This window comes from Saccharothrix longispora, assembly GCF_030852425.1.
Classification (GTDB): Bacteria; Actinomycetota; Actinomycetes; order Mycobacteriales; family Pseudonocardiaceae; genus Actinosynnema; species Actinosynnema longispora.
Genome location: NZ_NSDM01000013.1, coordinates 164,590 through 187,632, shown reverse-complemented (window position 1 = coordinate 187,632; position 23,043 = coordinate 164,590). Strand labels below are relative to the sequence as shown.

The window sequence follows — 23,043 nt, the reverse complement described above, 5'->3', positions numbered from 1 at the left end:
GGCGGCCGGTCGTCTCCGCACCAATGCGGAAAAGGCGTCGTCGCAGGTCACCCGCACCGGTGAGGGTCCGGCCGACCGGCGGACGCGGCGGGGCGGGCGCCGCGCGGCGGGTCAGCTCGCGCAGTTCTCGGCCTGCTCGCCCGCGTCCTTGAACTCGTCGGGCAGCGACACGACGTCCAGCTTCTCCACGGCTTCGTTCATCACGGTGACCGCCTCGGTCAGGTCCTGCATGACGGAGGAGAACACGTCCGCGGTCAGCTCGGGCGCGCCGTCCACGGTCGACTTCGCCGAGACGAACTTGTCCCGCGCCCGGCCCAGCGGCCCGGCGATGACCTCGACGGCGGTGTCCGCGGCGGGCTGCGGCGCGGGCGTCAGCTCGTCCAGGTCGTGCAGCGCGACCTCCAGCACGTCCTCCACCCGGCCCAGCGAGTCGGAGAACGCCTTCTTGAGCGCGGCGGGGTCCCCCTCCGGCTGCGGGAACTGCACGCCGCCCGAGGCGATCAGGTAGTTCGCCACGCCGCAGTAGTTGTTCATCCACCGGACCAGGTCGGGGGAGGCCCCCGCGGTCGAGGACCGCGGGGCCGGCACGGCCCTGCCCTCCACCGGCGTGCCGCAGCCGGCCAGGATCGGACCTGCCAGCGCCACCACTGCCACCACCCACCGCTTCACAGGGGATTTGTACCCCACGGACCACCCGGTGGTGGCCGGAAGCGCGACAACCGGGTGAGGCCCCGCCGTGGTCGCCCCTGTCGAATCGCTCGCAAACGAGTGCAAGCCGGCGCAAGCAGGGTGAAAATCCTGCCGTACAGTTGCTCCATGACGCAACGGCGGTTGGCCGAGGTGGCCGCGAAGGTCGGTGTGAGCGAGGCGACGGTCAGCCGTGTCCTCAACGGCAAGCCCGGCGTGTCCGACGCGACGCGGTCGGCGGTGCTGACCGCCCTCGACGTGCTCGGGTACGAACGGCCCACCCAGTTGCGCGGCGAACGCGCGCGGCTCGTCGGCCTGGTGCTGCCGGAGCTCCAGAACCCGATCTTCCCCGCGTTCGCCGACGTGGTCGGCAACGCCCTGGCGCAGCGCGGGTTCACCCCGGTGCTGTGCACCCGGACGGCCGGCGGCGTGACCGAGGCGGACTACCTGGAGCTGCTGTTCGAGCAGCACGTGTCGGGCGTGGTGTTCGCGGGCGGCCAGTACGCGCAGGCCGCCGCCTCGCACGAGCACTACCGCCAGATGACGCGCCGCAAGCTGCCCGCCGTGCTGGTGAACGCCGCGATCGACGACCTCGGCTTCCCGCGCGTGTCGTGCGACGACGCGGTGGCCGTCGAGCAGGCGTTCGGGCACCTGGTCGCGCTCGGGCACGTGCGGATCGGCGCGGTGCTCGGCCCGACCGACCACATGCCGTCCCGGCGCAAGCTGACCGCGCTGACCGCCTGCGCGGCGGCGGCGGGCGTGGAGCTGTTCGAGGAGCACGCCATGTTCTCCCTCGAAGGCGGCCAGGCCGCGACGACCCGCCTGCTCCACCGCGGCGTCACGGCGGTCCTGTGCGCCTCGGACCCGCTGGCCCTGGGCGCCGTGCGCGCCGTGCGCCGCCAGGGGCTCAACGTGCCGCGCGACGTGTCCGTGGTCGGCTACGACGACTCGCCCCTCATGACCTGCACGGAACCGCCGCTGACCACCGTCCGCCAGCCCATCGAGGCGATGGGCCGCGCCGCCGTGGAGCTGCTCGCCAACCAGATCGCGGGCACCCCGGTGCCGGACGAGGAACTCCTCTTCGAGCCGGAGCTGGTGGTGCGCTCCTCCACGGCACCGGCCCCCCGCTGACCCGAGAGTCCAATCCCCAGGTCCCGAGAGTCCGACCTCCGGGGGCCCTGAGTTCTACGTCCAGGACCCGTGAGTCCCACGTCCAGGCCCTGCCGCGCCAGGCCTGGACGTGGGCCTCACGGGTCCTGGGCGTTGGACTCTCGCTGCCTGGGGTTGGACTCTCGTGTGGAGGTGAGGGCCCGGTGGAAGCCGGGTCTTTTGCCGGGCGTCGGCAGCGGGCTTACGAGATGATGTCGTTAGTTTGCGGAACTTCGTAGACATCTTGCGGAGGTGTGTCGGGCGGACCTACCGTGTGCGCCACACCACACCCGAGGGAGAGGGTCCGCCCATGAACTCATCCAGCCTTCGCGGAGCGGCGGTGCTGCTGCTCGCGGGCAGCCTGGGCCTCGCCGCCGTCGCGTGCTCGTCGGGCGGCGGGGAGAGCGCCGCCGGCGGCAAGGTCACGATCACGGTCAACGGGCAGCCGCCGCGGACGCAGGCGTTCGACCGGAAGGTCTTCGACGAGGACGTGGCCGAGTTCGAGGCCGCCAACCCCGACGTCGACATCGAGCCGCGCGAGGGGTTCATGGACCCCAAAACGTTCTCGGCGAAGCTCGCCGGCGGTCAGCTGGAGGACGTGTTCTACGCGTACTTCACCGACCCCGCGAACCTCATCGCCCGCCGCCAGGCGGCCGACATCACCGACTACGTCCGGGACGTCCCGCACTACGACGCCATCCGCCCCGAGCTGCGCGAGGTCTTCACCAAGGACGGCAAGGTCTACGGCGTCCCCACCGCGAACTACTCGATGGGCCTGGTCTACAACCGGGCCCTGTTCACCGAGGCCGGCCTGGACCCGGACCGGCCGCCGGCGACGTGGGACGAGGTCCGCGAGGCCGCCCGGAAGATCACCGCGCTCGGCGACGGCAAGGTCGGCTTCGCCGAGTACTCCAAGAACAACCAGGGCGGCTGGCACTTCACCGCGTGGATGTACTCCGTGGGCGGGCGGATCGCCAGGCAGGACGGTGACAAGTGGGTCGCCGACTTCGACGACGACAAGGGCAAGGCCGTCCTCCAGCACCTCAAGGACATGCGCTGGACCGACGGCACCATGGGCGAGAAGCAGCTCCTCGTCATCGAGGACGTCCAGCAGATGATGGGCTCCGGCCGGCTCGGCATGTACCTGGCCGCACCGGACAACATCCCCACCCTGGTCAACCAGTTCAAGGGCGACTACGCCGACTACGGCCTGGCCGGCATCCCGGACGGCAAGGGCACGCTGATCGGCGGCGAGGGCTACATGCTCAACCCGAAGGCGTCGCCGGAGAAGATCAGGGCCGGCCTGAAGTGGATCTCCTGGAAGTTCCTCAACCCGGACCGCTTCGAGAAGAACCTCCAGCGCTACAAGGACCAGGGACAGCCCATCGGTCTGCCCGTGCCGCCGGTGTCCGACGTCTGGACCGGTGACATCGCCGCCAGGCAGACCGAGCTGAAGGAGAAGCTCGCGACCGTGCCGGTGGCGAACTTCAAGTCCTACGTGGACGCCACCCCGCAGGGCCTGGTCGAGCCGCCGAACGCCCAGCAGGTCTACGCGATCCTCGACAACGTCATGCAGGCCGTGCTCACCGACCGCGACGCCGACCCCGCCCGGCTGCTGGCGGACGCGGAGGCCAAGGTGAACCCCGTGCTCGCGCAGGTCAAGTGATGCGGCGCCGCGTCGCGGAGAACCTGGCCGCGTACGGGTTCCTGTCCGCCGCGCTGGTCTGCTTCGCGGTGTTCTCCTGGTTCCCGATCGCGCGCGGGGCCGTGCTGGGCTTCCAGCAGGTCGACTTCGTCGACGACCCCGTGTGGGTGGGCTGGGAGAACTTCGAACGGCTCTTCGCCGACCCCCTGTTCGCCACGGCGTGGCGCAACACCCTGCTGTTCACCGCGCTCGCCCTGGTCTTCGGCTTCGTGGTGCCGTTCCTGCTCGCGGTGGTGCTCAACGAACTGCGGCACTTCAGGGCGTACTTCCGCCTCGTCGTGTACCTGCCGGTGATGCTGCCGCCGGTCGTGGCCGCGCTGATCTGGAAGTGGATGTACGACCCCGGTCCGGGCCTGCTCAACACCGCGCTGCGAGGGCTCGGGCTGGAGGGCGCGGCGTGGCTCGACAGCGCCGACACGTCGATGCTGTCGCTGGTGGTCGTGGCGACCTGGGCCAACCTGGGCACCGCCACGCTCGTCTACCTCGCCGCCCTCCAGGCCATCCCCGGCGACCTGTACGAGGCCGCAGAGCTGGACGGCGCGAGCGTGTGGCGCAGGCTGTGGCACGTCACCGTGCCGCAGACCCGGTTCGTGCTGCTGGTCCTGGCGCTGCTCCAGGTCGTGGCGACCATGCAGGTGTTCACCGAGCCGTACGTGATGACCGGCGGCGGCCCGGAGGACTCCACGGTGACCGTGCTCCTGCTGCTGTACCGCTACGCCTTCTACTACAACGACTTCGGCACCGCGAGTGCCCTGAGCCTGTTGCTGCTGCTGGTGCTCGGCGCGTTCACCGCCCTGTACCTGCGCGTGACGCGGAAGGCGGACGCGTGAGGACGCTCATCGCGCCGGGGCGCTCGCGCGCCGGCCACACCGTCGCGCTCGTCGTCACCGCGGTGGTGCTCACGGCGGTCTTCGTGGTGCCGCTGGTCTGGGTGGTGCTCTCGGCGATGAAGCCCGCCGCGGAGCTGGCCCGGGTGCCGCCGACGGTCCTGCCCGAGACGTGGGTGCCGGGCACCTACGCCGAGGCGTGGGACCTGATGGACCTCGGCCGGTACTTCCGGAACACGCTCGTCGTCGCGGTCGGCACGTGGGCGGTGCAGCTGGCCGTCGACGTGCCCGCGGCCTACGCGCTGTCCCGGCTGAGGCCCGTGCTGGGCGGCGGCATCCTCGGCGCGATGCTGGTGACGCTCATGATGCCCGCGTCGGTGCTGCTGGTCCCCACCTACCTGACCATCTCCGACCTGGGCCTGCTCGACAACCCGCTGTCGCTGTGGCTGCTCGGCGCGGCCAACGCCTTCACGGTGTTCCTGCTCAAGCGGTTCTTCGACCAGCTGCCGGCGGAGGTGCTGGAGGCGGCGCGCATCGACGGCGCCGGTCAGCTCACCATGCTGTGGCGCATCGTGCTCCCGCTGTCCCGGCCCGTCCTGGCGGTGGTGTCCATCTTCGCGGTCGTGGCAGCCTGGAAGGACTTCATCTGGCCGCTGCTGGTGTTCTCCGACCCCGCTCGACAGACGCTCAGCGTCGCGTTGCAGCGCTTCGCCCCCGACACCCCGGTCAACCTGCTGCTGGCGGGCCTGGTGCTCTCCAGCGCGCCGATGATCGGTCTGTTCCTGGTGTTCCAGCGCCACGTGCTCGCGGGTCTCACCGCGGGCGGCGTCAAGGGCTGACCACCTTCACCGAGGGAGGAATCCACATGAACTGGTGGCGCGGTGCGGCCATCTACCAGGTGTACCCGCGCAGCTTCGCCGACGGCAACGGCGACGGGATCGGGGACCTCGCGGGACTCCGCCAGAAGCTCCCCCACCTCGCCGGGCTGGGTGTGGACGCGATCTGGCTCAGCCCCTGGTACCCGTCGCCGCTGGCCGACGGCGGCTACGACGTCGCCGACTACCGCGACATCGAGCCGCAGTTCGGCACCCTCGTGGAGGCGGAGAAGCTGATCGGCGAGGCGCACGCGCTGGGCATCAGGGTCATCATCGACATCGTCCCCAACCACTGCTCCGACCAGCACCCCTGGTTCCGGGAGGCGCTGGCCGGCAAGGGGCGGGACCGGTTCTGGTTCCACGACGGCGACGAGCCGCCCAACGACTGGCAGTCCCGGTTCGGCGGCCCCGCGTGGAGCCGCACGCCCGACGGCGGGAGCTGGTACCTGCACCTCTACGCCGCCGAGCAGCCCGACCTGAACTGGACCAACCCCGAGGTGCGGGCCGAGTTCGAGTCGATCCTGCGGTTCTGGCTGGACCGGGGCGTCGACGGGTTCCGCATCGACGTCGCCGACGGCCTGGTCAAGGACTTCTCCCGGCCGGACGCCGAGACGCCGTACTCCGACCAGGACGGCGTGCACGAGATCTACCGGTCGTGGCGGCGGGTGCTCGACGAGTACCCGGACGAACGGGTCTTCGTCGGCGAGATGTGGCTGCCCGACCCCGAGCGGTTCGCCCGCTACCTGCGGCCGGACGAGCTGCACTCGGCGTTCAACTTCGACTTCCTGTGCTGCCCGTGGGAGCCGGGGGAGCTGCGCCGGGTCATCGACGCCACGCTCGCCGCGCACGCCCCGGTCGGCGCGCCGCCCACCTGGGTGCTGTCGAACCACGACGTGACGCGGCACGTGTCGCGGATGGGCCGCGAGGACTCGTCGTTCGACTTCGGGCGGCGCCAGCACCTCACCCCGACGGACCTGGAGCTGGGCCGCGAGCGGGCGCGGGCGGCGATCATGCTGACCACCTCGCTGCCCGGCTGCGTGTACGTCTACCAGGGCGAGGAGCTGGGCCTGGAGGAGGTCGACGACCTGCCCGACGAGCTGCGCGAGGACCCTGTGTGGGTGCGCTCCGGCCACACCGACCGGGGCCGCGACGGGTGCCGCGTGCCGATCCCGTGGGGTGACGAGGGGCCGTCCTGGCTGCCGAGGCCCGCGCACTGGCGGTCGCTGTCGGTGGCCGCGCAGAGCGGCGACCCCGATTCGATGCTCGCCCACTACCGCGCGGTGCTGACGCTGCGCCGGGAGCGGGACGACCTGGGCGACGGCCCGATGGAGTGGCTGGACCTCGGGCCGGACGTGGTCGCGTTCCGCCGCGGCGGGCACTTCGCGTGCGTGCTCAACCTGTCCGCCGACCCGGTCGCCCTCCCCGACCACGACGGCGTGCTGCTCACCAGCGGTCCGCTCGACGCCGACGGCCTGCTGCCGACCGACACCGCCGCCTGGCTGCACCTGTCCCGCTAGTCCTCCGGGGGGACGACGACCTGGTCGCGGCCCGTCCGCTTCGCCAGGTTGCACTCCAGCAGGCCGAGCACCTCCAGGGTCTCGGCCTGCTGGTCGGCGTCCATGGCGCCGATGGTGGCCTCCTCCAGTTCGGCCCAGATGCGCTCGACCTCGCGGCGCAGCGCCTGGCTCGCGGCGGTCGGCTCGACGATCGTGGCGCGGCCGTCGCCGGGGTCGGGGGAGCGGCGCACGAAGCCCGCGCGCTCCAGCCGCTGCACGGTGCGCGTCATCGTCGCGGAGTCCGTGCCCAGCTCGCCGCACAGGTCGGCCTGGCGGCGGGGCCCGCCGTCCCAGAGGTGCATCATGACCACCTCCTGCCCCGGGTGCAGTCCTGCCTGTCTGAGAAGCTGTCCGGCCAGCAGTCGGTGGAGACGGGCCACGCGGAAGATGGCGTGACTGATCCGGCCGCCCTCGGCGGACTGCGGAACCGGCGTCGACATGGCCTTTTGGGCTGCTTCTGCCATGTCTCCAGTGTAGCCGCCGTGCGATGTGAGCGCCGTCACGGTGACCTGCTCGGAATAGATCCGCCGGTGATTGCTGTTCGGACAGGTAAGTGCGCACACCGCGTCCACCGGAGGGAACCCGATGACCACCGCGTTCGAGCCGCTCGACCTGGCCGGCACCACCCTGCCCAACCGCGTCGTGATGTCCCCGATGACCCGCAGCCGCGCGTACGGCACCGTGCCGACCACGACCACGGCCGAGTACTACGCGCAGCGCGCCGGCGCCGGGTTGATCATCACCGAGGGCATCCAGCCCTCGGCGGTCGGCCAGGGCTACCCGGACACGCCGGGCCTGCACACCCCCGAGCAGGTCGAGGGCTGGAAGCTCGTGACCCGCGCCGTGCACGACGCGGGCGGGCGGATCTTCGCCCAGCTCATGCACACCGGCCGGATCGGCCACCCCAGCCTGCTGCCCGACGGCCTGCACCCGGTGGGCGCGTCCCCCGTGCGCGCCGCGGGCACCCTGTTCACCGGCGCGGGCATGGACGACTACGTGACGCCCGTCGAGCTGACCGGCGAGGAGGTGCGACGGACGATCGCCGACTTCGCCACCGCCGCGCGCAACGCCGTGGAGGCCGGGTTCGACGGCGTCGAGCTGCACGGGGCCAACGGCTACCTGCTGCACCAGTTCCTGGCGAGCGGTACCAACCGGCGCACCGACGAGTGGGGCGGCACGGTGGAGAACCGCGCGCGGTTCGTCGTCGAGGTCGTCCGCGCGGTGTCCGAGGCGATCGGCGCCCACCGCGTCGGGCTGCGGATCTCCCCGGCCAACCCGTACAACGACATGGTCGAGGACGACCCCGAGGTGCTGTACCCGGCCCTCGTCGACGCGATCGAGCCGTTCGGCATCGCCTACCTGCACATCGGCGAGGCGGACCGGCGCGCGTTGACGCTGGAGCTGCGCGAGCGGTTCGGCGGGGTGCTGATCCTCAACCCGTTCACCCCGGGCGGGACGACCGGCCCCGAGCACCTGGCCCTGGTCGAGGACGGGACGGCGGACGCGGTGAGCTTCGGCGTGCTGTTCCTGGCCAACCCCGACCTGCCGGTCCGGCTCGCGGCGGGCGGCCCGTTCAACACGCCGGACCCCGCGACCTTCTACGGCGGCGCGGAGCAGGGCTACACGGACTACCCGGCCCTGGAGGACGCCCGCGTCTGAGCCCGCGCCCGAACCCGCGGCGCCGCTCGCACGACGGAGCCCCGGTCACCCCGGCGAAGGGGGTGACCGGGGCTCCGGTCGGTCGGCCGTCGTCCCGGCCGATCAGGTCGTTCAGCTGTTCGAAGCGCGGCGGCGCAGGAAGAACAGCAGGCCGGCGCCACCGCCGAGCAGGACGACGCCGATGCCCAGCGGGATGGCGATGCTGGCACCGGTGCTCGCCAGCTCGTCCTTCTCGGCGACCGGCACGACCGCGGCCGTGGTGGTCGTGGTCGTGGTCGGCGCGACCTCGGTGGTCGTCACCGGGGTGGTCTCCTCGGCCGGGGGCTGCTCCGCCGGCGGCTCCTCGGCCGGGGGCTCCTCGGCGGGGGGCTCCTCGGCGGGCGGCTCCTCCGCCGGCGGCTCCTCGGCGGGGGGCTCCTCGACCGGCGGCACCTGCTCCGGGCACGGCTTGACGATCATGTTCTTGTCGTCGGGGTCGGTCTTGTGGTCGAACTGCGTGCCGTTGTGGCCGTCGTACGCGTCGACCTCGGCGTAGAACTTGTGCTGCACGGTGAGGTCGACCTCGGCCGAGTACTTCTCGACCAGCTTGTCGCCGAACTCGATGATCTTGAAGTGCTTCCCGTCGAGCGTGATCTTCAGGTAGTTCGTCTTGTCGTCGGTCTTCGGCGCGTACCGGGTCAGGTTGACGTGGAGGACGGCCTTGCCGTCCATGCACTCCGCGCGGAACATCTTGTCGTGTGCCGATGCCGGCAGAGCGGTGAGGAGGCCGGTCGTGACGACGGCCGCGGCGACACCGAGGACAGCGCCGACTCTGGCGAGCTGCATGAATTGCTCCTGAGGGGAGGGCTGAGGAGAACGCGGTCACCCTATACGGGGTTAGATAACAACCCGATCGGGGTATTGGTAACTACTGAACGTCCACATGAGGCCCGCTCTGAGTCCCTTATGGGCGTTTCGCAGACGTCGCCTGAGGACGATCACGACCGCCGCGACGCGGAGGGGCGGCACGCCCCCGTGCGGACGGGAGCCGCGGGCTACTCCGGGAACACCCACGGCCGGGCCTCGGCCAGCAGGCCCACCATGCCCGACACCAGCCGCAACTGCTCCACGTCGCGGATGTCGGCCTCCACCAGGCGCGGCGAGCAGACCACGACGGCCACCGCCTGCGCCCGCGACAGCGCCACGTTCAACCGGTTGCGCGACAGCAGGAAGTCCAGCCCGCGCGGCAGGTCCACGGCGGCGGACGAGGTCATCGTCGTGATCACCACCGGCGCCTCCTGCCCCTGGAAGCGGTCCACGGTGCCCACCCGGACATGCTCGTGGCCGTGCTTCTCCAGCTCCCGCCGCACCAGCCTGACCTGGAGGTTGTAGGGCGCCACGACCAGCACGTCGGAGTCGTCCAGCGCCCGCGCGCCCGCGCCGTCCGTCCACAGGCGACCCATCAGGGACCGCACGAGCCCGACCACGGCGGCGGCCTCCTCGACCGAACCGGTGGTGTTGTGCGAGTGCGCCACGGAGTGCACGTACACGCCGCTCCCCACGCCCGCGATGCCGCGCGCCGCCGTGCTGGGGTGGGCGCGCAGCAGACCGGCGTACGACAGGTTCGACACCGGCTCGCACACCGCCGGGTGCATCCGCCGCGTCTGGTCCAGGAAGTAGCCGAGCGACGGCGGGACGACGTCGGCGTCGCCGATCAGGTGCCCCAGCGCGGACGCCTCCGCGCCCGCCGGGTGCGTCCCCTGCACGACCTGCGGCAGCTGCTGCGGGTCGCCCAGCAGCACGAGGTTGCGCGCGCACGTCGACACCGCCAGCGCGTCGGCCAGCGCGAACTGCCCCGCCTCGTCCACGATCAGCACGTCGAACGGCTGCTCGCGCAGCGCGGTGTTCGCGAACGTCCACGACGTGCCGCCGACGAGGTGGCCCGCGCCCTGGTCGTTGCGCCAGCGCACCAACGCGGGGTTGTCGCGCGGCTGCTCCCAGGCGCAGTCGCGCGCCGGCGCGCCCTTGGCCCGCTTCGCGGTCGGGATCGGCACGCCCAGCTCGCGACCGGCGGCCAGGGCCGCGGACAGCACGTTCTCCACGGCCTTGTGGCTGGTCGACGTCACGCCGACGCTGCGACCGCCGCGGATCAGGTGGGCGATCAGCCGACCCGCCAGGTACGTCTTGCCCGCCCCCGGCGGCCCCTGCACGGCCAGCGTCGAACCGTCGAGCGCGTCCACGGCCGCGATCACGTCCGCGATCAGGTCGTCGGAGCGCGGCAGGTCCCGCGACCCCCGCAGGCGCGGCGGCGTGCGGCGGACCAGGTCGATCCCGGGGTGCGGCGGCAGCTCGGGCAACCGGTCCACGACCGTCGCGGCCAGGTCGTACACCGCCTCGTCCTTCGGCGTCGGCCGGACCGGGCTGCCCGGCAGCACGGCCACCGGCACCGCGCCGTCGACCGACTCCGGCCCGGCGCTCTCCAGCAGCACGACGTCCTCGGCCGACTCGGCCAGCACCACGGCGTCACGGGTGGTGTTCGGCGTGCCCGGGTAGAGCAGGCGCACCTGGTCCCCGGTGGCGAACGGGTGCGGCCGGTCCGGGTCGCACGCCACGGTGACCTGGCGCTTCGCCTTGCGGACCCGCCCCGACGGCATCGCCCAGTCCTCGGCGCGCACGTGCGTCCCCACGGCGCACGCGTTGTCGGCCTCCAGCTCCGACAGGGGCGCGGCGAGCTGCCGGAAGAAGTCCCACCACGCCGGGTTGGTCTCACGGCGGTGGTAGCCGACGGCGGCGGCCAGCAGCGCGCGGGCCCGCTCGTCGTCGGTGAACTCGGCGGGGTTGTCGGGCAGACCCTCGATCAGCGGGTCCACCACGGCGGCCAGCCGCTCGGCCCGCTCGGCGCGGCGCTGCGCCGCGATCCCGTCCTCGACCTCCTGCGTGAACGACGGCTCGGGCACGTGCGGCTCGATGCCCGCCTCGGCCCGCACCTCCAGCAGGAACCGGTACAGCCGCAGCGTCGACACGCAGTCGTCGGTGTTGTACTCGGCGATGCCGTTCAGCACGTCCTCGGCGCGCGCCGGGTCCACGTCGCGCAGGGACAGGAACTCCTCGTACGCCTCGATGCTCGACACCGCGGTCTTCACCTCGCCGCTGCGGGCGCCGGGCATGTAGAGCGGCTCCAGGTACTTGATCGAGTACGACCGCTGCGACACCCGCAGCGCCTTGCGCACCACCGAGTACAGGTCGACCAGCGCGCCCGAGCGCAGCAGGTGGTCGACGGCGTCCTCGCGGGTGCCGTGCAGGGCGGCGAGCTTCTTGAGGGCGTTCACCTCGTAGGGCGCGTAGTGGTAGACGTGCGCCCCGGGGTCCGCCTCCAGGGTCGCGGTCGCGTGGTCGACGAACCGCTCGAACGCCCGCTTCTCCTGCGGCCGGGTGTGCGCCCAGAACGGGGTGAACGCGGCGTCCGCGTCGACCACGCCGAACAGGTACTCCAGGCCCTCGCCGTCGAGCGCGAACGGGTCGCCCTCCATGTCGAAGAACAGGTCGCCGGGGCTCGGTTCGGGCAGCGCGGCCAGCGCCTCGGGCGCCACGACCTCGTAGGCGACCTTGCCGACCGGGTCGTCCTCGGTGCGCGAGTCGTCCTGGATGACCTGGAGCGCGGCCTGGGCGCGCAGGCCGGTGAACGTGGCGGCCGACATCGTGGCCGGTTTCTCGGACCGGGTGGCGTTGGCCAGCGCGTCGATCGTGCCCAGGCCCGCCGCGACGAGCTTGCGCCGCTGGTCGGCGCGGATGCCGGCCACCAGCGACAGGTCGCGGGCCCGCTCGCGGCCGGTGGCGCAGTGCCGGGCGAAGCGGCACGTCGCGCACGCCGGGCGCTCGTCGTCCCACAGGCGGTCGGGCAGCGCGGCCGGCACGGCAAGGCGGGCCGTCAGCCGGTCGCGGAGGTTGCGCACCAGGGGCAGGAAGTCGCCGACCCGGAACGCGCGGCCGGTGCCGTCGCCGAGCAGCAGGTGCATGGCCGGTCCGGCCCGGTGCCCCAGCGCGTCCGCGTACGCGGTGAGCTGCACGACGGCGGCCGGCGTGGCGTGCCGGGCGAGCTTCGCGTCGTGCGGTTCGTAGCCGTGCGGGCCGGCGACCAGGAAGTCGGCCCGGCCGTGGAAGCCGTCGGCGTAGAAGACGGCCTGGTACACGACGGGCACGCCGTCGTCGAGCGCCCGCGCGGTCTGCTCGGCGGCCGCGGTCAGCGCCTCGTGCGTCGGCGCGGGCTGCGGGATCTCCACCACGTCGTGCTCCGCGCGGAACCGCTCCAGCACGGCCCGCTCGTGCGCGAGGCCGTGGCGCGCGGCGAGCAGCCCCTGCCGCTGGTCGGGCGCGGGCGCGCCGGGCACGCCGGTGGCCAGGGCGTGCGAGAGGACGCTGCGGTGCTCGCACTCCAGCAGGTCCACCAGGTCCGACGGGGAGTGCACCAGGTGGCCGTCGGCGGTGAGCATGGCGGGCAGTATCACCGCCGGACGGGGGAACTCCGCGGATCACGCGCGGCGCGTCGCCAGGTTGTGCGCGACGCCTCCCGGCGTGATCACCAGGCGGCGGGCTCGTAGTCCTTCAGGAAGCAGCCGTGCAGGTCCTCGCCCAGCTCGCCGCGCACGATCGGGTCGTACACCCTGGCCGCGCCGTCGACCAGGTCGAGCGGCGCGTGGAAGCCCTCCGCGGCCAGTCGCAGCTTGGTCGGGTGCGGGCGCTCGTCGGTGATCCAGCCGGTGTCCACCGCGGTCATCAGGATGCCGTCGGTGGTCAGCATCTCCTCGGCGCTGGTGCGGGTCAGCATGTTCAGCGCGGCCTTGGCCATGTTCGTGTGCGGGTGCCCCGGCCCCTTGTAGGCGCGGCTGAACTGGCCCTCCATGGCCGAGACGTTCACCACGTACTTGCGCCGCGCGGGGGAGGCCGCCATCGCCCCGCGCAGCCGCGAGATCAGGATGAACGGCGCCGTGCTGTTGCACAGCTGCACTTCCAGCAGCTCCACCGGGTCGACCTCCTCGACCCGCTGCACCCAGCTGTTGACGTCCGCCACGTCCGGCACCAGGCCGCCCGCGTCGATCTCCGTCGACCCGGCGGTCAGCGCCAGCGCGGTCACCGTCGCGCCCAGGCCCGGCCCGGTGTCGCCGAGCGAACCGGTGAGCGCCGCCGGGTGCGCGGCCGTGGTGTGGCCGAACGTGACCAGCTCGGGCAGCGGGCCGGCGGGCAGCGGGTCCGACTCGGCCGTGACCAGCGGCGCGTAGGCGTTCGACGAGCGGCGCACGGTCTGCGCGGCGTTGTTGATCAGGATGTCGAGCGGCCCGGCGGCGGCCACCGAGTCGGCCAGCCGCACGACCTGGCTCGGGTCGCGCAGGTCGATGCCCACCACGCGCAGCCGGTGCAGCCAGTCGGCGCTGTCCGGCATCGAGGCGAACCGGCGCACCGCGTCGTGCGGGAACCGGGTGGTGATGGTGGTGTGCGCGCCGTCGCGCAGCAGTCGCAGCGCGATGTACATGCCGATCTTGGCGCGACCGCCGGTGAGCAGGGCGCGCTTGCCGGTGAGGTCCGCGCCCTGGTCGCGCTTGGCCCGGTTCAGGTCCGCGCAGGCGGGGCACAGCTGGTGGTAGAAGGCGTCGACCTCGGTGTACCGGCGCTTGCACGTGTAGCAGGACCGGGCGCGCAGCAGCGTGCCCGCCTTCGCGCCCGGGTCGGGCTCGCGCAGCAGGACGCCGCGCGTCTCGTCGTCGATGCGCGACGGCGACCCGGTCGCGGTCGCCTCGATGACGGCGCGGTCGGCGGCGGTCACGGCGGCGCGCCGGTCGGCCTTGCGGCGCTTGCGGAGGCTCTTCCAGATGCCGGCGGTGGCCCGGCGGACGGCGACCGCGTCGGGGTGCTCGGTCTCCAGATCATCCACCTGGGCGAGCACCTTCAGGGCGATCTCCAGCTCAGCGGGGTCAATCGACACGGAATGGGAGTCTACCCGTGCGAAAAACCACCCCTGGACGGGTGAAATTCGCGTTAGGCACCGCTATCGTGCCCCGCATGCCTACAGCGGGTGATGGACCGCGGGTGCAGCGGTTGGCCCACCCCGACGACACCGTCCGGACCAGGGCACTGCGACTCCCCCGCGGACGACCGGTCCTCGCGGTGCTCGGCCCGGTCGAGGCCCTGGGCACCGATCTCGCCGCCGCCGTCCTGCCGGTCCTGCGCGCCGTCCTCGCCGACGTGGCCAGGTCCGACTCGGTCGTGGTCACGGCGGGCGCGGACATCGGCGTCACGCACCTGGTCGGCCTGGCCGTCGAGTCCCTGGAGGGCCGCCGGCCGCGGCTCGTGGGCGTGGCGCCGTCCGGCCGGGTGGCCGCGGGGGACACCGAGCCCGGCGAGGACGAGGTGCGCCTCGACGCCAACCACGACACGGCCGTGCTGGTGCCCGGCTCGCGGTGGGGCGAGGAGGTGCCCGCCCTGTTCCGCGTGGTCGACGCCGTCGCCGGGACGAAGCGGCCCGTGCTCGCCCTGCTGGTCGGCGGCGGTGCGGTGGCCCGCGCCGCGCTGGTCGACCACCTGGGCCGCGACCGGCCGCTGCTGGTGCTCGCGGGCACCGGCGGCCTGGCCGACGAGGTCGCGTTCGGCGGCCTGGGCGAGGACGACGACCTCGCCGTGCTGGTGCGCAGCGGCCGGGTCGCGGTCGTGCACCTCGACGAGGGCGCGGACCGGGTGGTGGCGGTGCTGCGCCGGGTGCTGGCCGACCGGCCGGGCGCGAAGCTGCACGCCCCCGCGCCGCCGCCCCCGGTGTGGCCGAGGCTGCGGTTCCGGGCGCCCGAGCCGCACCCCGTGGTCGACCCGGGCTACGTGCTCGACTACCCGCTGCTCGCCGACGCGATCCACGAGGCGAACCAGGTGGTGGCGCCCGTGCTGCACGAGTGCGAGGTGGCCGCGCTGAGGGCGCGGGAGCGCGCTCGGCTGCTGGTCGTGCTGGCCATCGGCGCGGGCTTCGCGACCACGGTGTTCGCCGCGTTGCAGGTGTGGTTGGGCGCCGAGCCGTGGCCGGGCGTGCTGCTGGCCGTGTCCGGCGCGGTGGCCGCCGTCCTCGCGGTGGTGGCGCGCAACGGGGAGGACCCGGACGTGCGGGCGCGCGCCGAGCAGCTCCGGGCGTTGTACTTCGACCACCTGGCCGCGCCGCCGGCCGCCGACGACGCGGAGCGCGACGAGCGCGCCCGCGACCTCGCGACCGCGGTGGCGCGGTACCGACACGAACCGGTGAGCCGGGCATGAGCGACGAGACCCAGGACGACAGCGCCACCCGCACCCGGACGCCGCGGGCCAGGACCACCCGCGCCACCGCCCCGAAGCAGGCGGGTCCCGAACCGGCGACGACCGAACCGGCGACGACCGAACCGGCGACCAAGCCGTCACCGAGGCCGCGCACGGTCTCCGAACCGCAGCCCACCGCGAAGGCCGCACCGCCCGCGCCCGCCCGCGAGCCCGTCGCCCCCGGGGTTCCGGCCCCGGAGCCCCCCGCCCCGTACTCGGTCGACGACCACCGCGAGCAGTTCGTCCGCGCCTACCTCCGGCACCGGGTGGGGGAGCGGTTGGCGGGGTTCGAGCAGGCCCGCGCCCGCTACACCTCGGCCCGGCGGTGGACGACGGCCGGCACCGTGCTCCTCTTCACGGCCGCCGCCGCGCTGGGCGCGGTCGCGGTGGCCGACGCGCCCCGGCGCGAGCTGTGGGCGTTCCTGGCCACGGTCGCGGCGGCCGGCGCCACGGCGGTGGCGGTGTACGAGGCCGCCTTCTCGTTCCGCGCGCTGTCCCGGCGCTCGGCGAACGGCGTGGCGCTGCTGCACCTCCTCCAGGCGCACGGCGCGCCCGAGGGCGAGGACGGCGTCACCGCGTTCCGCACCGAGGTCGAGAGCGTGCTGCGGCACTCCGACTGACCCCGGCCCTCCGCACGCCCACCCCCACCGCCGCGAACCCCCGGCCGGCACGCCGACCGTCCGGGGGAACCACGCTCCGCGAAAATCCGTCAGAATCGCGGCACTGTTGGTGAAACTTCAACGCGACATGGGGGTCGGAGTGGAGTTTCGGATACTCGGACCGGTGCAGGTGCGGCGGACCGGTGGGGCGCCCCGGGCGCTGCGCCGCAAACCCGGCCAGGTCCTCGCCGTGCTGGCCGCGCAGTGCGGGAAGCCGGTCCCGGTCGACCGGCTGCTCGACCTCGTGTGGGGCGACGACCCGCCGCCGCGCGCCCGCAAGTCCCTCCAGGTGCACGTCTCGGCGCTGCGCGCCGAGGGCGTGCCGGTGCGCCACCAGGACGCGGGCTACCTGCTGGCCGCCGAACCCGAGCAGGTCGACGCCCTGCGGTTCCGCGCGCTGACCGCGCGGGCGGCCGACGTGGCCGACCTCGCCGCGCGACGCGAGGTGTACGCGCGGGCGCTCGACCTGTGGCGCGGCGCACCGCTGGCGGGCGCGGAGTCCGAGCCGCTGCGCGCCTGGCTGTGCGCGCCCCTGGAGGCCCACCGCCTGGCCGCGCTGGAAGCGGCCATCGACCTCGACCTGGCGCTGGGCCGCAACGCCGAGGCCGTCGACGCGCTCACCCCGCTCGTGGCCGAGCACCCGTTCTCCGAGAACCTCCGCCACCAGTTGATGACCGCGCTGCTCGCGTGCGGCAGGCGCACCGAGGCCCTCGGCGTGTTCCAGGACGTGCGCCGGACCCTGGCCGACGAGCTGGGCGTCCGCCCGAGCACGCGACTGCGCGCGCTGTACCGCGATGCGCTGGGCGTTTAGGCCGGTTTTTACCGCGCGCCGTTAGCTTCCGCCGCGACCGGAAGGGGAAAGACCATGCGCCTCGCCCGCGCCCTCGCCGCGTTCGTCCTGGCTCTCGCCGGGATGACCCTGACCACGGCGGTCGCGACCGCCGACGTGCAGGCGGCCGTCACCAAGCTCAGCCACTCCGACGCCGCGAGCCGCTTCAGCGCGGCCGGCCTCACCTGGTCGTCCAGCGGCGGTTGCAGCGACCGCAACAACCCGACCTGCACCAGCTTCGAGCAGATCAACCTCACCACCGTGCAGGGCGGCATCACGCTCAAGCGCGCCAGCGGCTGCGCCCTGCGCATCACCGGCGGCACGGAGACCGGCCACGCCAGCGGCACCTACAGCCACTGGAACGGCTACAAGCTCGACTTCGCCCTGTCCACCTGCATCAACAACTACGTGCGCGGGACCTTCACGTCCATCGGCGGCAACAAGTGGCGCTCCGGCTCCGGGAACATCTACTTCCTGGAGTCGAACCACTGGGACGTGACGTACTACAACTGCGGCGGCTGCTGACCCCGCGCCCAGCCGACCCCTCGCTCAGCTGGCCGCCACGGTCAACCCCGTGGCGGCCAGCTTGGCCGCCCGGCCGTGCCCCCGGAGCCGTTCGTGGTGGGCGCGCAGCAGCGCGGCGTGGACGTCGTCGACGTGCTCGGCGGCCTCGCAGCCCCGGTTCCACACCAGCGTGACGCGCCGGTGCACGGGGTTGCCCGCGATCGGCTTGAGCAGCACGCCGGGCAGGTCGTGGCCGGTGGGGAAGAACCCCGCCACGGTGTGCGCGGAACGCACCAGTTCCGCCGCCGACGCCGGGTCGACGCCGAAATGCGCGCAACGCGGCGTGAATCCGGCCGCCTCGCAGGCCAGGTGCAGGTTCAACCGCCCGCCGCCGTAGTTCTCGTCCGGCACGGCCCATTCCTCATCGGCCAGTTCGGACAGCCGAATCTCGGCACGCCCGGACAACCGGTGCCCCACCGGAATTCCGACCACCATGTGTTCCGTGGCGACGGTGCGGAAGTCGACTTCTTCGGGAATCCGCAGTGGACTCTGCGGGAACTCGGTGACCAGTGCCAGGTCGAGCTTGCCGGTGCGCACGAGTTCCAGTACGGCGTCTCCGCTGCGCTCGATGTGCGTGGTCTGCGGGTGCGTCGGTAACAGCCCGCGCACCACCCCGACCAACAACGGGGTCGGCGCCCCCGCCACCCCGCCGAGCCGGATGCCCGCGGCGCCGCTCTCCGCGGCCAGCTTGCGCGCCGTGACCAGCAGTTCGTCGAACCGCTCGACCAGGTCCCGCGCCCGCAGCACGACGTGCCTGCCCAGCTCGGTCAGCTCGACGCCGTCGGTGCGCCGCAGGAACAGCGGACCGCCGAAACCGCGTTCGATGCGGCGCAACTGGGCCGTCAACCCCGCCTGCGCGATTTTCAGCAGCGAGGCGGCACGGCTGATGCTGCCCGCTTCCGCCACGGTCAGCACGACGTGGAGGTGCCTCAGCTCCATGTGCACTGCGGCAGCCTAGGGCAATTCGCACACGACAAACACCGACCGCGCGGGTACCGGGGGATGACGCTCCGTTGTGGCCTCGTACGCACCGTTAGTCCAACAGGTGCATAACTGGCGAGTTATCGCCACCTCACACCTACCGCCGTGCTCTCCCGCTCCACCACCCTGCTGATGGCTATCACCGATCTGGGGAGGTGTGAGCGACATGAGGAAAGCGTTGCGGCTGCGACGCCTTTCCCGACCGCGCGACGACAGGTACCTCTTCGTGCCGCTGGACCACAGCGTGTCGGACGGTCCGGTGGTGTCGCGCGACCGGTGGCGCGACCTGGTCGACTCGGTCGTGGTGGGCGGCGCCGATGCCATCATCGTCCACAAGGGACGCGTGCGGACGATCGACCCGGACGTGCTCGCCGGGTGCGCGCTCGTCGTCCACCTGAGCGCGGGCACCGCGCACATGGCCGACATGAACGCCAAGGTCCTCGTCGGCGACGTCGAGGAGGCGCTGCGGCTCGGCGCCGACGCGGTCAGCGTGCACGTCAACATCGGCTCCGACACCGAGGCCCGGCAGCTCGCCGACCTCGGCTCGGTCGCCGCCGCGTGCGACGACTGGAACGTCCCGCTGATCGCCATGGCCTACCCGCGCGGTCCGCGCATCGTCGACCCGAACGACCCCGCGCTGCTCGCGCACGTCGTGAACATCGCGGCCGACCTCGGCGCCGACATCGTCAAGACCAACCTCGCCGCACCGTCCGAGCGGATGGCCGAGGTGATCGCCACCAGCCCGATCCCGGTGCTGGTGGCGGGTGGTCCGGCGACCGGCGGCAGTCTCGTCGACCACGCCCGCACCGCGATGGCGGTCGGGTGCGCGGGCCTCGCCGTGGGCCGCCGCGTGTTCACCTCGCCGACACCGATGTCCCTGGTCGCGGAACTCGCGTCGATCGTCCACGAGGAGAGCGAGGCGGACCTCGTCCGCGCGATGACCGGGGCCGTGGCCTCGTCCTGACCCCGCCGTCGGCCGGACCCGCGAAACCCCCTTCCGCGGGTCCGGCCGGCGTGCGGGCCCACCATTTGGAGAACCGTTGAAGTTCGCCTGGATCGACCTCAGAACCGTCCCCGACGCGCAGCGCGAAGCCGTCGTCGACGCCGCCGTGCACGCCCGCCTCGCGGGGGTCGTCTCCGACGACCCGGCGCTGCTCGACACCCTGCCGCCGACGATCACCCGCGTCCTCGTCGCCGACGAGCCCGTGGAGAGCCCGCACCTGGTCACCGTCGTGGTGCGCGACCAGGACCAGCTCGACCGGCTCCCCGTCGACTCGGCGTTCGTGCAGGTCGAGGACGACCGCACGCTGAAGCTCGCGTGCGCGGCGGCCGTGCGGCTCGGGCACGCCGTGGTCGGGTTCACCGACCCGACGAAGATCCCGCTGGAGATCGTCATCGCCGCCGCCGACGGCGCGGCCGGCAAGCTCGTCACCGTCGTCGCGGACCTGGAGGAGGCCGCGATCGTCCTGGACGTGCTGGAGCACGGCTCGGACGGCGTCCTGATGGCGCCGCGCGACGCCAACGACGTGTTCAAGCTGGCCAGGCTGCTGGAGGCGACCACCCCGCCGCTGGAGCTGACCACGCTCGTCGTCGAGGGCATCGCGCACAACGGCCTGGGCGACCGGGTGTGCGTCGACACCGCCTCGCACTTCCGGGAGGACGAGGGCATCCTCGTCGGCTCCTTCTCCTCCGGCTTCATCCTGTGCTGCTCCGAGACCCACCCGCTGCCGTACATGCCGACCCGGCCGTTCCGGGTCAACGCCGGCGCGCTGCACTCCTACGTGCTCGGCCCGGACAACCGCACCAACTACCTGTCGGAGCTGCGCTCGGGCAGCACGGTGCTCGCGGTGAACTCCGAGGGCCGCACCCGCAAGCTCACCGTCGGCCGGGCCAAGCTGGAGTCGCGCCCGATCCTGACCATCACCGCGCACTCGCCCGAGGGCGTCGAGGTCAGCCTCACCGTGCAGGACGACTGGCACGTGCGGGTGCTCGGTCCCGGCGGGAAGGTCCGCAACGTCACCGAGTTGCAGCGGGGCGACGAGCTGCTGGGCTACATCGCGACCGAGCAGCGGCACGTGGGCATCCCCATCGGCGAGTTCTGCAAGGAGTCCTGAACCGCATGCGAGAGTTCGTCACCGATCTGCTGGGCCGCCACGGCGACGACGTGCCGGTGTTCACGCACGAGCGCACCGCGACCCACGGGACCCTGCGCGCCGCGGTCGCCGACCTGGCCGCGGGGTTCGCCGCCTCCGGGGTGGGGGAGGGGAGCGCGGTCGCGATCCAGGTGCCCCCCAGCTTCACCCAGCTGGAGGCGGTGCTGGCGCTGTGGGGCCTCGGCGCGCGGGTCGTCCCGATCGACCACCGGCTCACCGCGCACGAGTTCGACGTGCTGCGCGACCTCACCCGCCCGCAGTTCGCCGTGCGGGCGGCGGACCGGTTCGCGGGCGTGTTCCGGGAGCACTACGAGCTGGTCACCGAGCGGATGCCCGACGGCGTGCCCGCCGCCACCCCGCACCGCCTGGTGCAGTTCACCTCCGGCTCGACCGGGCGGCCCAAGGTCGTCGGCCGCAGCACCGGGTCGATCACCCGCGAGGTGATGCGGTTCGCCGCCGCCGACGGCATGACCCGGCGCGGCGAGAAGTTCCTCATCCTCAACAACACCGCCTACAGCTTCGGCCTGATGGGCGGGCTGCTGCACTCCCTCGCCGCCGGAGTCGAGCTGGTGTTCGCCGCGCGGCCCTCCTCCGCCGAGGACGTCCTGGCCACCGCCGCCCGGCACCGGGTGGACTTCCTCAGCGGCCAGCCGTTCCACTTCGACCTGCTCGCCGGCGCGGCGGACCGGGAGGCGCTGCGGTCGGTGCGCGCCGCGTTCGCCGGCGGCGAGCTGATGCCCCCGGAGGTCGCCGACCGGTTCGCCGCCGCCCACGGCTTCGCGGTGGGCGAGTGCTTCGGCACCACCGAGACCGGCGCGCTGACCATGGACGTGACCGGCGCGTCCCGCCCCTCGGTGGGCAGGCCGATGCCCGACACCACCATCCGGGTGCGCGAGGGGCTGGTGGAGGTCGCCCTGGACGAGTCGCCCTACCTGCACGAGGACGGGCCGTCGCGCTTCTCCGACGGGTGGCTGCGCACCGGGGACCGCGGCGAGTTCGACGCGCACGGCAACCTGCGGCTGCTCGGCCGCGCCGACTCGCTGGTCGTGGTGCGCGGCTTCAACGTGGACCTGACCGAGGTCGAGGCGGCGCTGCGGGCGCACCCGCTGGTCACCGAGGCCATCGTGGTGCACGACGGGGCGGTCGAGGCGTACGTCGGCACGCGGTCCGACGTGCTGGGGCCGGACACCGTCCTCGCGTGGTGCGCGCAGCGGCTGGCCGAGTTCAAGGTGCCCGAGCGCGTCCACGTGCTCCCCGCGCTGCCGCGCACCTCCAGCGGCAAGCTGGTGCGCAACCCGAGGAGCCTCGCCGACGCGCGGTGACCGCTGTCCGTGTGGCAGGGTGGGCGCGTGGAACAAGTCGTCCTCCTCGACGAGTCCGGTGTCGCGATCGGCACGGCCGACAAGCTCTCCGTGCACCACGCGTCCACCCCGCTGCACCTGGCGTTCTCCTCCTACCTGTTCGACGGCGCGGGCCGGCTGCTGCTGACCAGGCGCGCGCTGCACAAGAAGACCTGGCCGGGGGCGTGGACGAACTCGTGCTGCGGCCACCCGGCGCCGGGGGAGGCCGCGGCGCCCGCGGTGCGGCGGCGGCTGGTGGAGGAGCTGGGCCTGGAGGACGTCGACCTCGACCTCGTGCTCCCCGCCTTCCGCTACCGGGCGGAGATGGAGAACGGCGTCGTGGAGAACGAGATGTGCCCGGTGTTCCGCGGCCTCGTCACCGGTGAGCCCCACCCGAACCCCGACGAGGTCGACGCCGTCGAGTGGGTCCCGTGGGCCGAGTTCGCGCCGGCCGTGCTGGCGGGCGCCCGCCCGGTCTCCCCGTGGTGCGTCCTCCAGGTGGCGGAGCTGTGGGAGCTGGGCCCCGACCCGCTGGCCTGGCCCACCGCCTCCGCGTCCGCCCTCCCCCCGGCCGCGGCCCCCGCCTGACCGACCCGAACGCACGACTCGCGAGTCCTCAACGCACGACTCGCGGGTCGGTGGGGTGCGGGCGGGCGAGAGAGCGCTCTCTGGCGGGGTGTCCCGGTACGACCGGAACCCGCCACTTTCCTTGACTGATACAGGGGGCCGTCCTACGTTCCGCTGTGAGAGCGCTCTC

General features: G+C 73.1%; 20 protein-coding genes. 14 read left to right on the top strand and 6 right to left on the bottom strand.

Annotated features, from left to right (window positions below):
• Positions 1 to 111 precede the first annotated feature (111 nt).
• Complete coding sequence (locus CKY47_RS28005) at positions 112 to 669, bottom strand: hypothetical protein (protein WP_306749301.1); 558 nt, start codon at positions 667 to 669, stop codon at positions 112 to 114.
• A gap of 147 nt (positions 670 to 816) precedes the next feature.
• Here CKY47_RS28005 and CKY47_RS28000 point away from each other — a divergent pair, with 147 nt between their 5' ends.
• The 5 genes from CKY47_RS28000 (at position 817) to CKY47_RS27980 (ending at position 6,760) form a co-directional block, all read left to right on the top strand.
• The gene (locus tag CKY47_RS28000; protein ID WP_306749300.1) at positions 817 to 1,818 is read left to right on the top strand and encodes a LacI family DNA-binding transcriptional regulator; all 1,002 of its coding nucleotides are present in this window, start codon (positions 817 to 819) and stop codon (positions 1,816 to 1,818) included.
• Between the two features lie 328 nt (positions 1,819 to 2,146).
• Positions 2,147 to 3,502, top strand: coding sequence for an extracellular solute-binding protein (locus CKY47_RS27995; protein ID WP_306749299.1), 1,356 nt, complete (start codon positions 2,147 to 2,149; stop codon positions 3,500 to 3,502).
• Positions 3,502 to 4,371 (top strand): carbohydrate ABC transporter permease, encoded by an 870-nt coding sequence (locus CKY47_RS27990; RefSeq protein WP_306749298.1) that lies wholly within the window; start codon positions 3,502 to 3,504, stop codon positions 4,369 to 4,371. Before CKY47_RS27995 ends, CKY47_RS27990 begins: the two co-directional genes overlap by 1 nt.
• A complete protein-coding gene (locus CKY47_RS27985; RefSeq protein WP_306749297.1) occupies positions 4,368 to 5,207 on the top strand; it encodes a carbohydrate ABC transporter permease in 840 nt (279 codons plus the stop codon). The genes CKY47_RS27990 and CKY47_RS27985 overlap by 4 nt, the downstream gene beginning before the upstream one ends.
• A gap of 26 nt (positions 5,208 to 5,233) precedes the next feature.
• Positions 5,234 to 6,760, top strand: coding sequence for a glycoside hydrolase family 13 protein (locus CKY47_RS27980; RefSeq protein ID WP_306749296.1), 1,527 nt, complete (start codon positions 5,234 to 5,236; stop codon positions 6,758 to 6,760).
• On the opposite strand, the gene CKY47_RS27975 is transcribed toward CKY47_RS27980, so the two are convergent.
• Complete coding sequence (locus CKY47_RS27975) at positions 6,757 to 7,263, bottom strand: MarR family winged helix-turn-helix transcriptional regulator (protein ID WP_306749295.1); 507 nt, start codon at positions 7,261 to 7,263, stop codon at positions 6,757 to 6,759. The genes CKY47_RS27980 and CKY47_RS27975 overlap by 4 nt on opposite strands.
• A gap of 121 nt (positions 7,264 to 7,384) precedes the next feature.
• Here CKY47_RS27975 and CKY47_RS27970 point away from each other — a divergent pair, with 121 nt between their 5' ends.
• Positions 7,385 to 8,458, top strand: coding sequence for an alkene reductase (locus tag CKY47_RS27970; protein WP_306749294.1), 1,074 nt, complete (start codon positions 7,385 to 7,387; stop codon positions 8,456 to 8,458).
• 111 nt (positions 8,459 to 8,569) lie between these two features.
• Here CKY47_RS27970 and CKY47_RS27965 read toward each other — a convergent pair whose 3' ends face one another.
• From CKY47_RS27965 to CKY47_RS27955, 3 genes are all read right to left on the bottom strand, one after another.
• Positions 8,570 to 9,283 (bottom strand): LPXTG cell wall anchor domain-containing protein, encoded by a 714-nt coding sequence (locus tag CKY47_RS27965; RefSeq protein WP_306749293.1) that lies wholly within the window; start codon positions 9,281 to 9,283, stop codon positions 8,570 to 8,572.
• A 209-nt stretch (positions 9,284 to 9,492) separates the two neighbouring features.
• Positions 9,493 to 12,903, bottom strand: coding sequence for a TM0106 family RecB-like putative nuclease (locus CKY47_RS27960; RefSeq protein WP_371320751.1), 3,411 nt, complete (start codon positions 12,901 to 12,903; stop codon positions 9,493 to 9,495).
• A gap of 110 nt (positions 12,904 to 13,013) precedes the next feature.
• On the bottom strand, positions 13,014 to 14,414 hold the full coding sequence (locus tag CKY47_RS27955; RefSeq protein WP_306749291.1) for an SDR family NAD(P)-dependent oxidoreductase: 1,401 nt from the start codon (positions 14,412 to 14,414) through the stop codon (positions 13,014 to 13,016).
• A gap of 77 nt (positions 14,415 to 14,491) precedes the next feature.
• Here CKY47_RS27955 and CKY47_RS27950 point away from each other — a divergent pair, with 77 nt between their 5' ends.
• The 4 genes from CKY47_RS27950 to CKY47_RS27935 all read left to right on the top strand — a co-directional run bounded on the left by CKY47_RS27950 (position 14,492) and on the right by CKY47_RS27935 (position 17,773).
• A complete protein-coding gene (locus CKY47_RS27950; RefSeq protein ID WP_306749290.1) occupies positions 14,492 to 15,721 on the top strand; it encodes a hypothetical protein in 1,230 nt (409 codons plus the stop codon).
• Positions 15,718 to 16,380 carry a hypothetical protein gene (locus tag CKY47_RS27945; protein WP_306749289.1) on the top strand — a complete coding sequence of 221 codons (663 nt, stop codon included), beginning with the start codon at positions 15,718 to 15,720 and terminating at the stop codon, positions 16,378 to 16,380. The genes CKY47_RS27950 and CKY47_RS27945 overlap by 4 nt, the downstream gene beginning before the upstream one ends.
• A 163-nt stretch (positions 16,381 to 16,543) precedes the next feature.
• Positions 16,544 to 17,230 (top strand): AfsR/SARP family transcriptional regulator, encoded by a 687-nt coding sequence (locus CKY47_RS27940; RefSeq protein WP_306749288.1) that lies wholly within the window; start codon positions 16,544 to 16,546, stop codon positions 17,228 to 17,230.
• Positions 17,231 to 17,284: 54 nt separating this feature from the next.
• Positions 17,285 to 17,773, top strand: coding sequence for a hypothetical protein (locus CKY47_RS27935; protein WP_306749287.1), 489 nt, complete (start codon positions 17,285 to 17,287; stop codon positions 17,771 to 17,773).
• 24 nt (positions 17,774 to 17,797) lie between these two features.
• Here the strand turns inward: CKY47_RS27935 and CKY47_RS27930 are convergent, their stop codons facing one another.
• Positions 17,798 to 18,751, bottom strand: coding sequence for a LysR family transcriptional regulator (locus CKY47_RS27930; RefSeq protein ID WP_306749431.1), 954 nt, complete (start codon positions 18,749 to 18,751; stop codon positions 17,798 to 17,800).
• A gap of 208 nt (positions 18,752 to 18,959) precedes the next feature.
• Between CKY47_RS27930 and CKY47_RS27925 the strand changes: the two genes are divergently transcribed.
• The 4 genes from CKY47_RS27925 to idi all read left to right on the top strand — a co-directional run bounded on the left by CKY47_RS27925 (position 18,960) and on the right by idi (position 22,874).
• On the top strand, positions 18,960 to 19,757 hold the full coding sequence (locus tag CKY47_RS27925; RefSeq protein WP_306749286.1) for a 2-amino-3,7-dideoxy-D-threo-hept-6-ulosonate synthase: 798 nt from the start codon (positions 18,960 to 18,962) through the stop codon (positions 19,755 to 19,757).
• Positions 19,758 to 19,833: 76 nt separating this feature from the next.
• Positions 19,834 to 20,907 carry a 3-dehydroquinate synthase II family protein gene (locus CKY47_RS27920; protein ID WP_306749285.1) on the top strand — a complete coding sequence of 358 codons (1,074 nt, stop codon included), beginning with the start codon at positions 19,834 to 19,836 and terminating at the stop codon, positions 20,905 to 20,907.
• 5 nt (positions 20,908 to 20,912) lie between these two features.
• Entirely contained in the window at positions 20,913 to 22,268 is a 1,356-nt protein-coding gene (locus tag CKY47_RS27915) for a class I adenylate-forming enzyme family protein (protein ID WP_306749284.1), read from the top strand.
• A 27-nt stretch (positions 22,269 to 22,295) separates the two neighbouring features.
• Positions 22,296 to 22,874 carry an isopentenyl-diphosphate Delta-isomerase gene (gene idi / locus CKY47_RS27910; RefSeq protein WP_306749283.1) on the top strand — a complete coding sequence of 193 codons (579 nt, stop codon included), beginning with the start codon at positions 22,296 to 22,298 and terminating at the stop codon, positions 22,872 to 22,874.
• The last annotated feature ends 169 nt before the right edge of the window (positions 22,875 to 23,043 follow it).

What these genes read in the sequence shown, in the direction of transcription:
- CKY47_RS27980 (WP_306749296.1), top strand. Translation starts at nt 5,234, where the DNA reads ATGAACTGGTGGCGCGGTGCGGCCATCTACCAGGTGTACCCGCGCAGC.
- CKY47_RS27915 (WP_306749284.1), top strand. Translation starts at nt 20,913, where the DNA reads ATGCGAGAGTTCGTCACCGATCTGCTGGGCCGCCACGGCGACGACGTG.
- CKY47_RS27945 (WP_306749289.1), top strand. Translation starts at nt 15,718, where the DNA reads ATGAGCGACGAGACCCAGGACGACAGCGCCACCCGCACCCGGACGCCG.
- CKY47_RS27975 (WP_306749295.1), bottom strand. Translation starts at nt 7,263, where the DNA reads ATGGCAGAAGCAGCCCAAAAGGCCATGTCGACGCCGGTTCCGCAGTCC.
- CKY47_RS27990 (WP_306749298.1), top strand. Translation starts at nt 3,502, where the DNA reads ATGCGGCGCCGCGTCGCGGAGAACCTGGCCGCGTACGGGTTCCTGTCC.
- CKY47_RS27950 (WP_306749290.1), top strand. Translation starts at nt 14,492, where the DNA reads ATGCCTACAGCGGGTGATGGACCGCGGGTGCAGCGGTTGGCCCACCCC.
- CKY47_RS27995 (WP_306749299.1), top strand. Translation starts at nt 2,147, where the DNA reads ATGAACTCATCCAGCCTTCGCGGAGCGGCGGTGCTGCTGCTCGCGGGC.
- CKY47_RS27965 (WP_306749293.1), bottom strand. Translation starts at nt 9,283, where the DNA reads ATGCAGCTCGCCAGAGTCGGCGCTGTCCTCGGTGTCGCCGCGGCCGTC.
- CKY47_RS27925 (WP_306749286.1), top strand. Translation starts at nt 18,960, where the DNA reads ATGAGGAAAGCGTTGCGGCTGCGACGCCTTTCCCGACCGCGCGACGAC.
- CKY47_RS27935 (WP_306749287.1), top strand. Translation starts at nt 17,285, where the DNA reads ATGCGCCTCGCCCGCGCCCTCGCCGCGTTCGTCCTGGCTCTCGCCGGG.
- CKY47_RS27930 (WP_306749431.1), bottom strand. Translation starts at nt 18,751, where the DNA reads ATGGAGCTGAGGCACCTCCACGTCGTGCTGACCGTGGCGGAAGCGGGC.
- CKY47_RS28000 (WP_306749300.1), top strand. Translation starts at nt 817, where the DNA reads ATGACGCAACGGCGGTTGGCCGAGGTGGCCGCGAAGGTCGGTGTGAGC.
- CKY47_RS27970 (WP_306749294.1), top strand. Translation starts at nt 7,385, where the DNA reads ATGACCACCGCGTTCGAGCCGCTCGACCTGGCCGGCACCACCCTGCCC.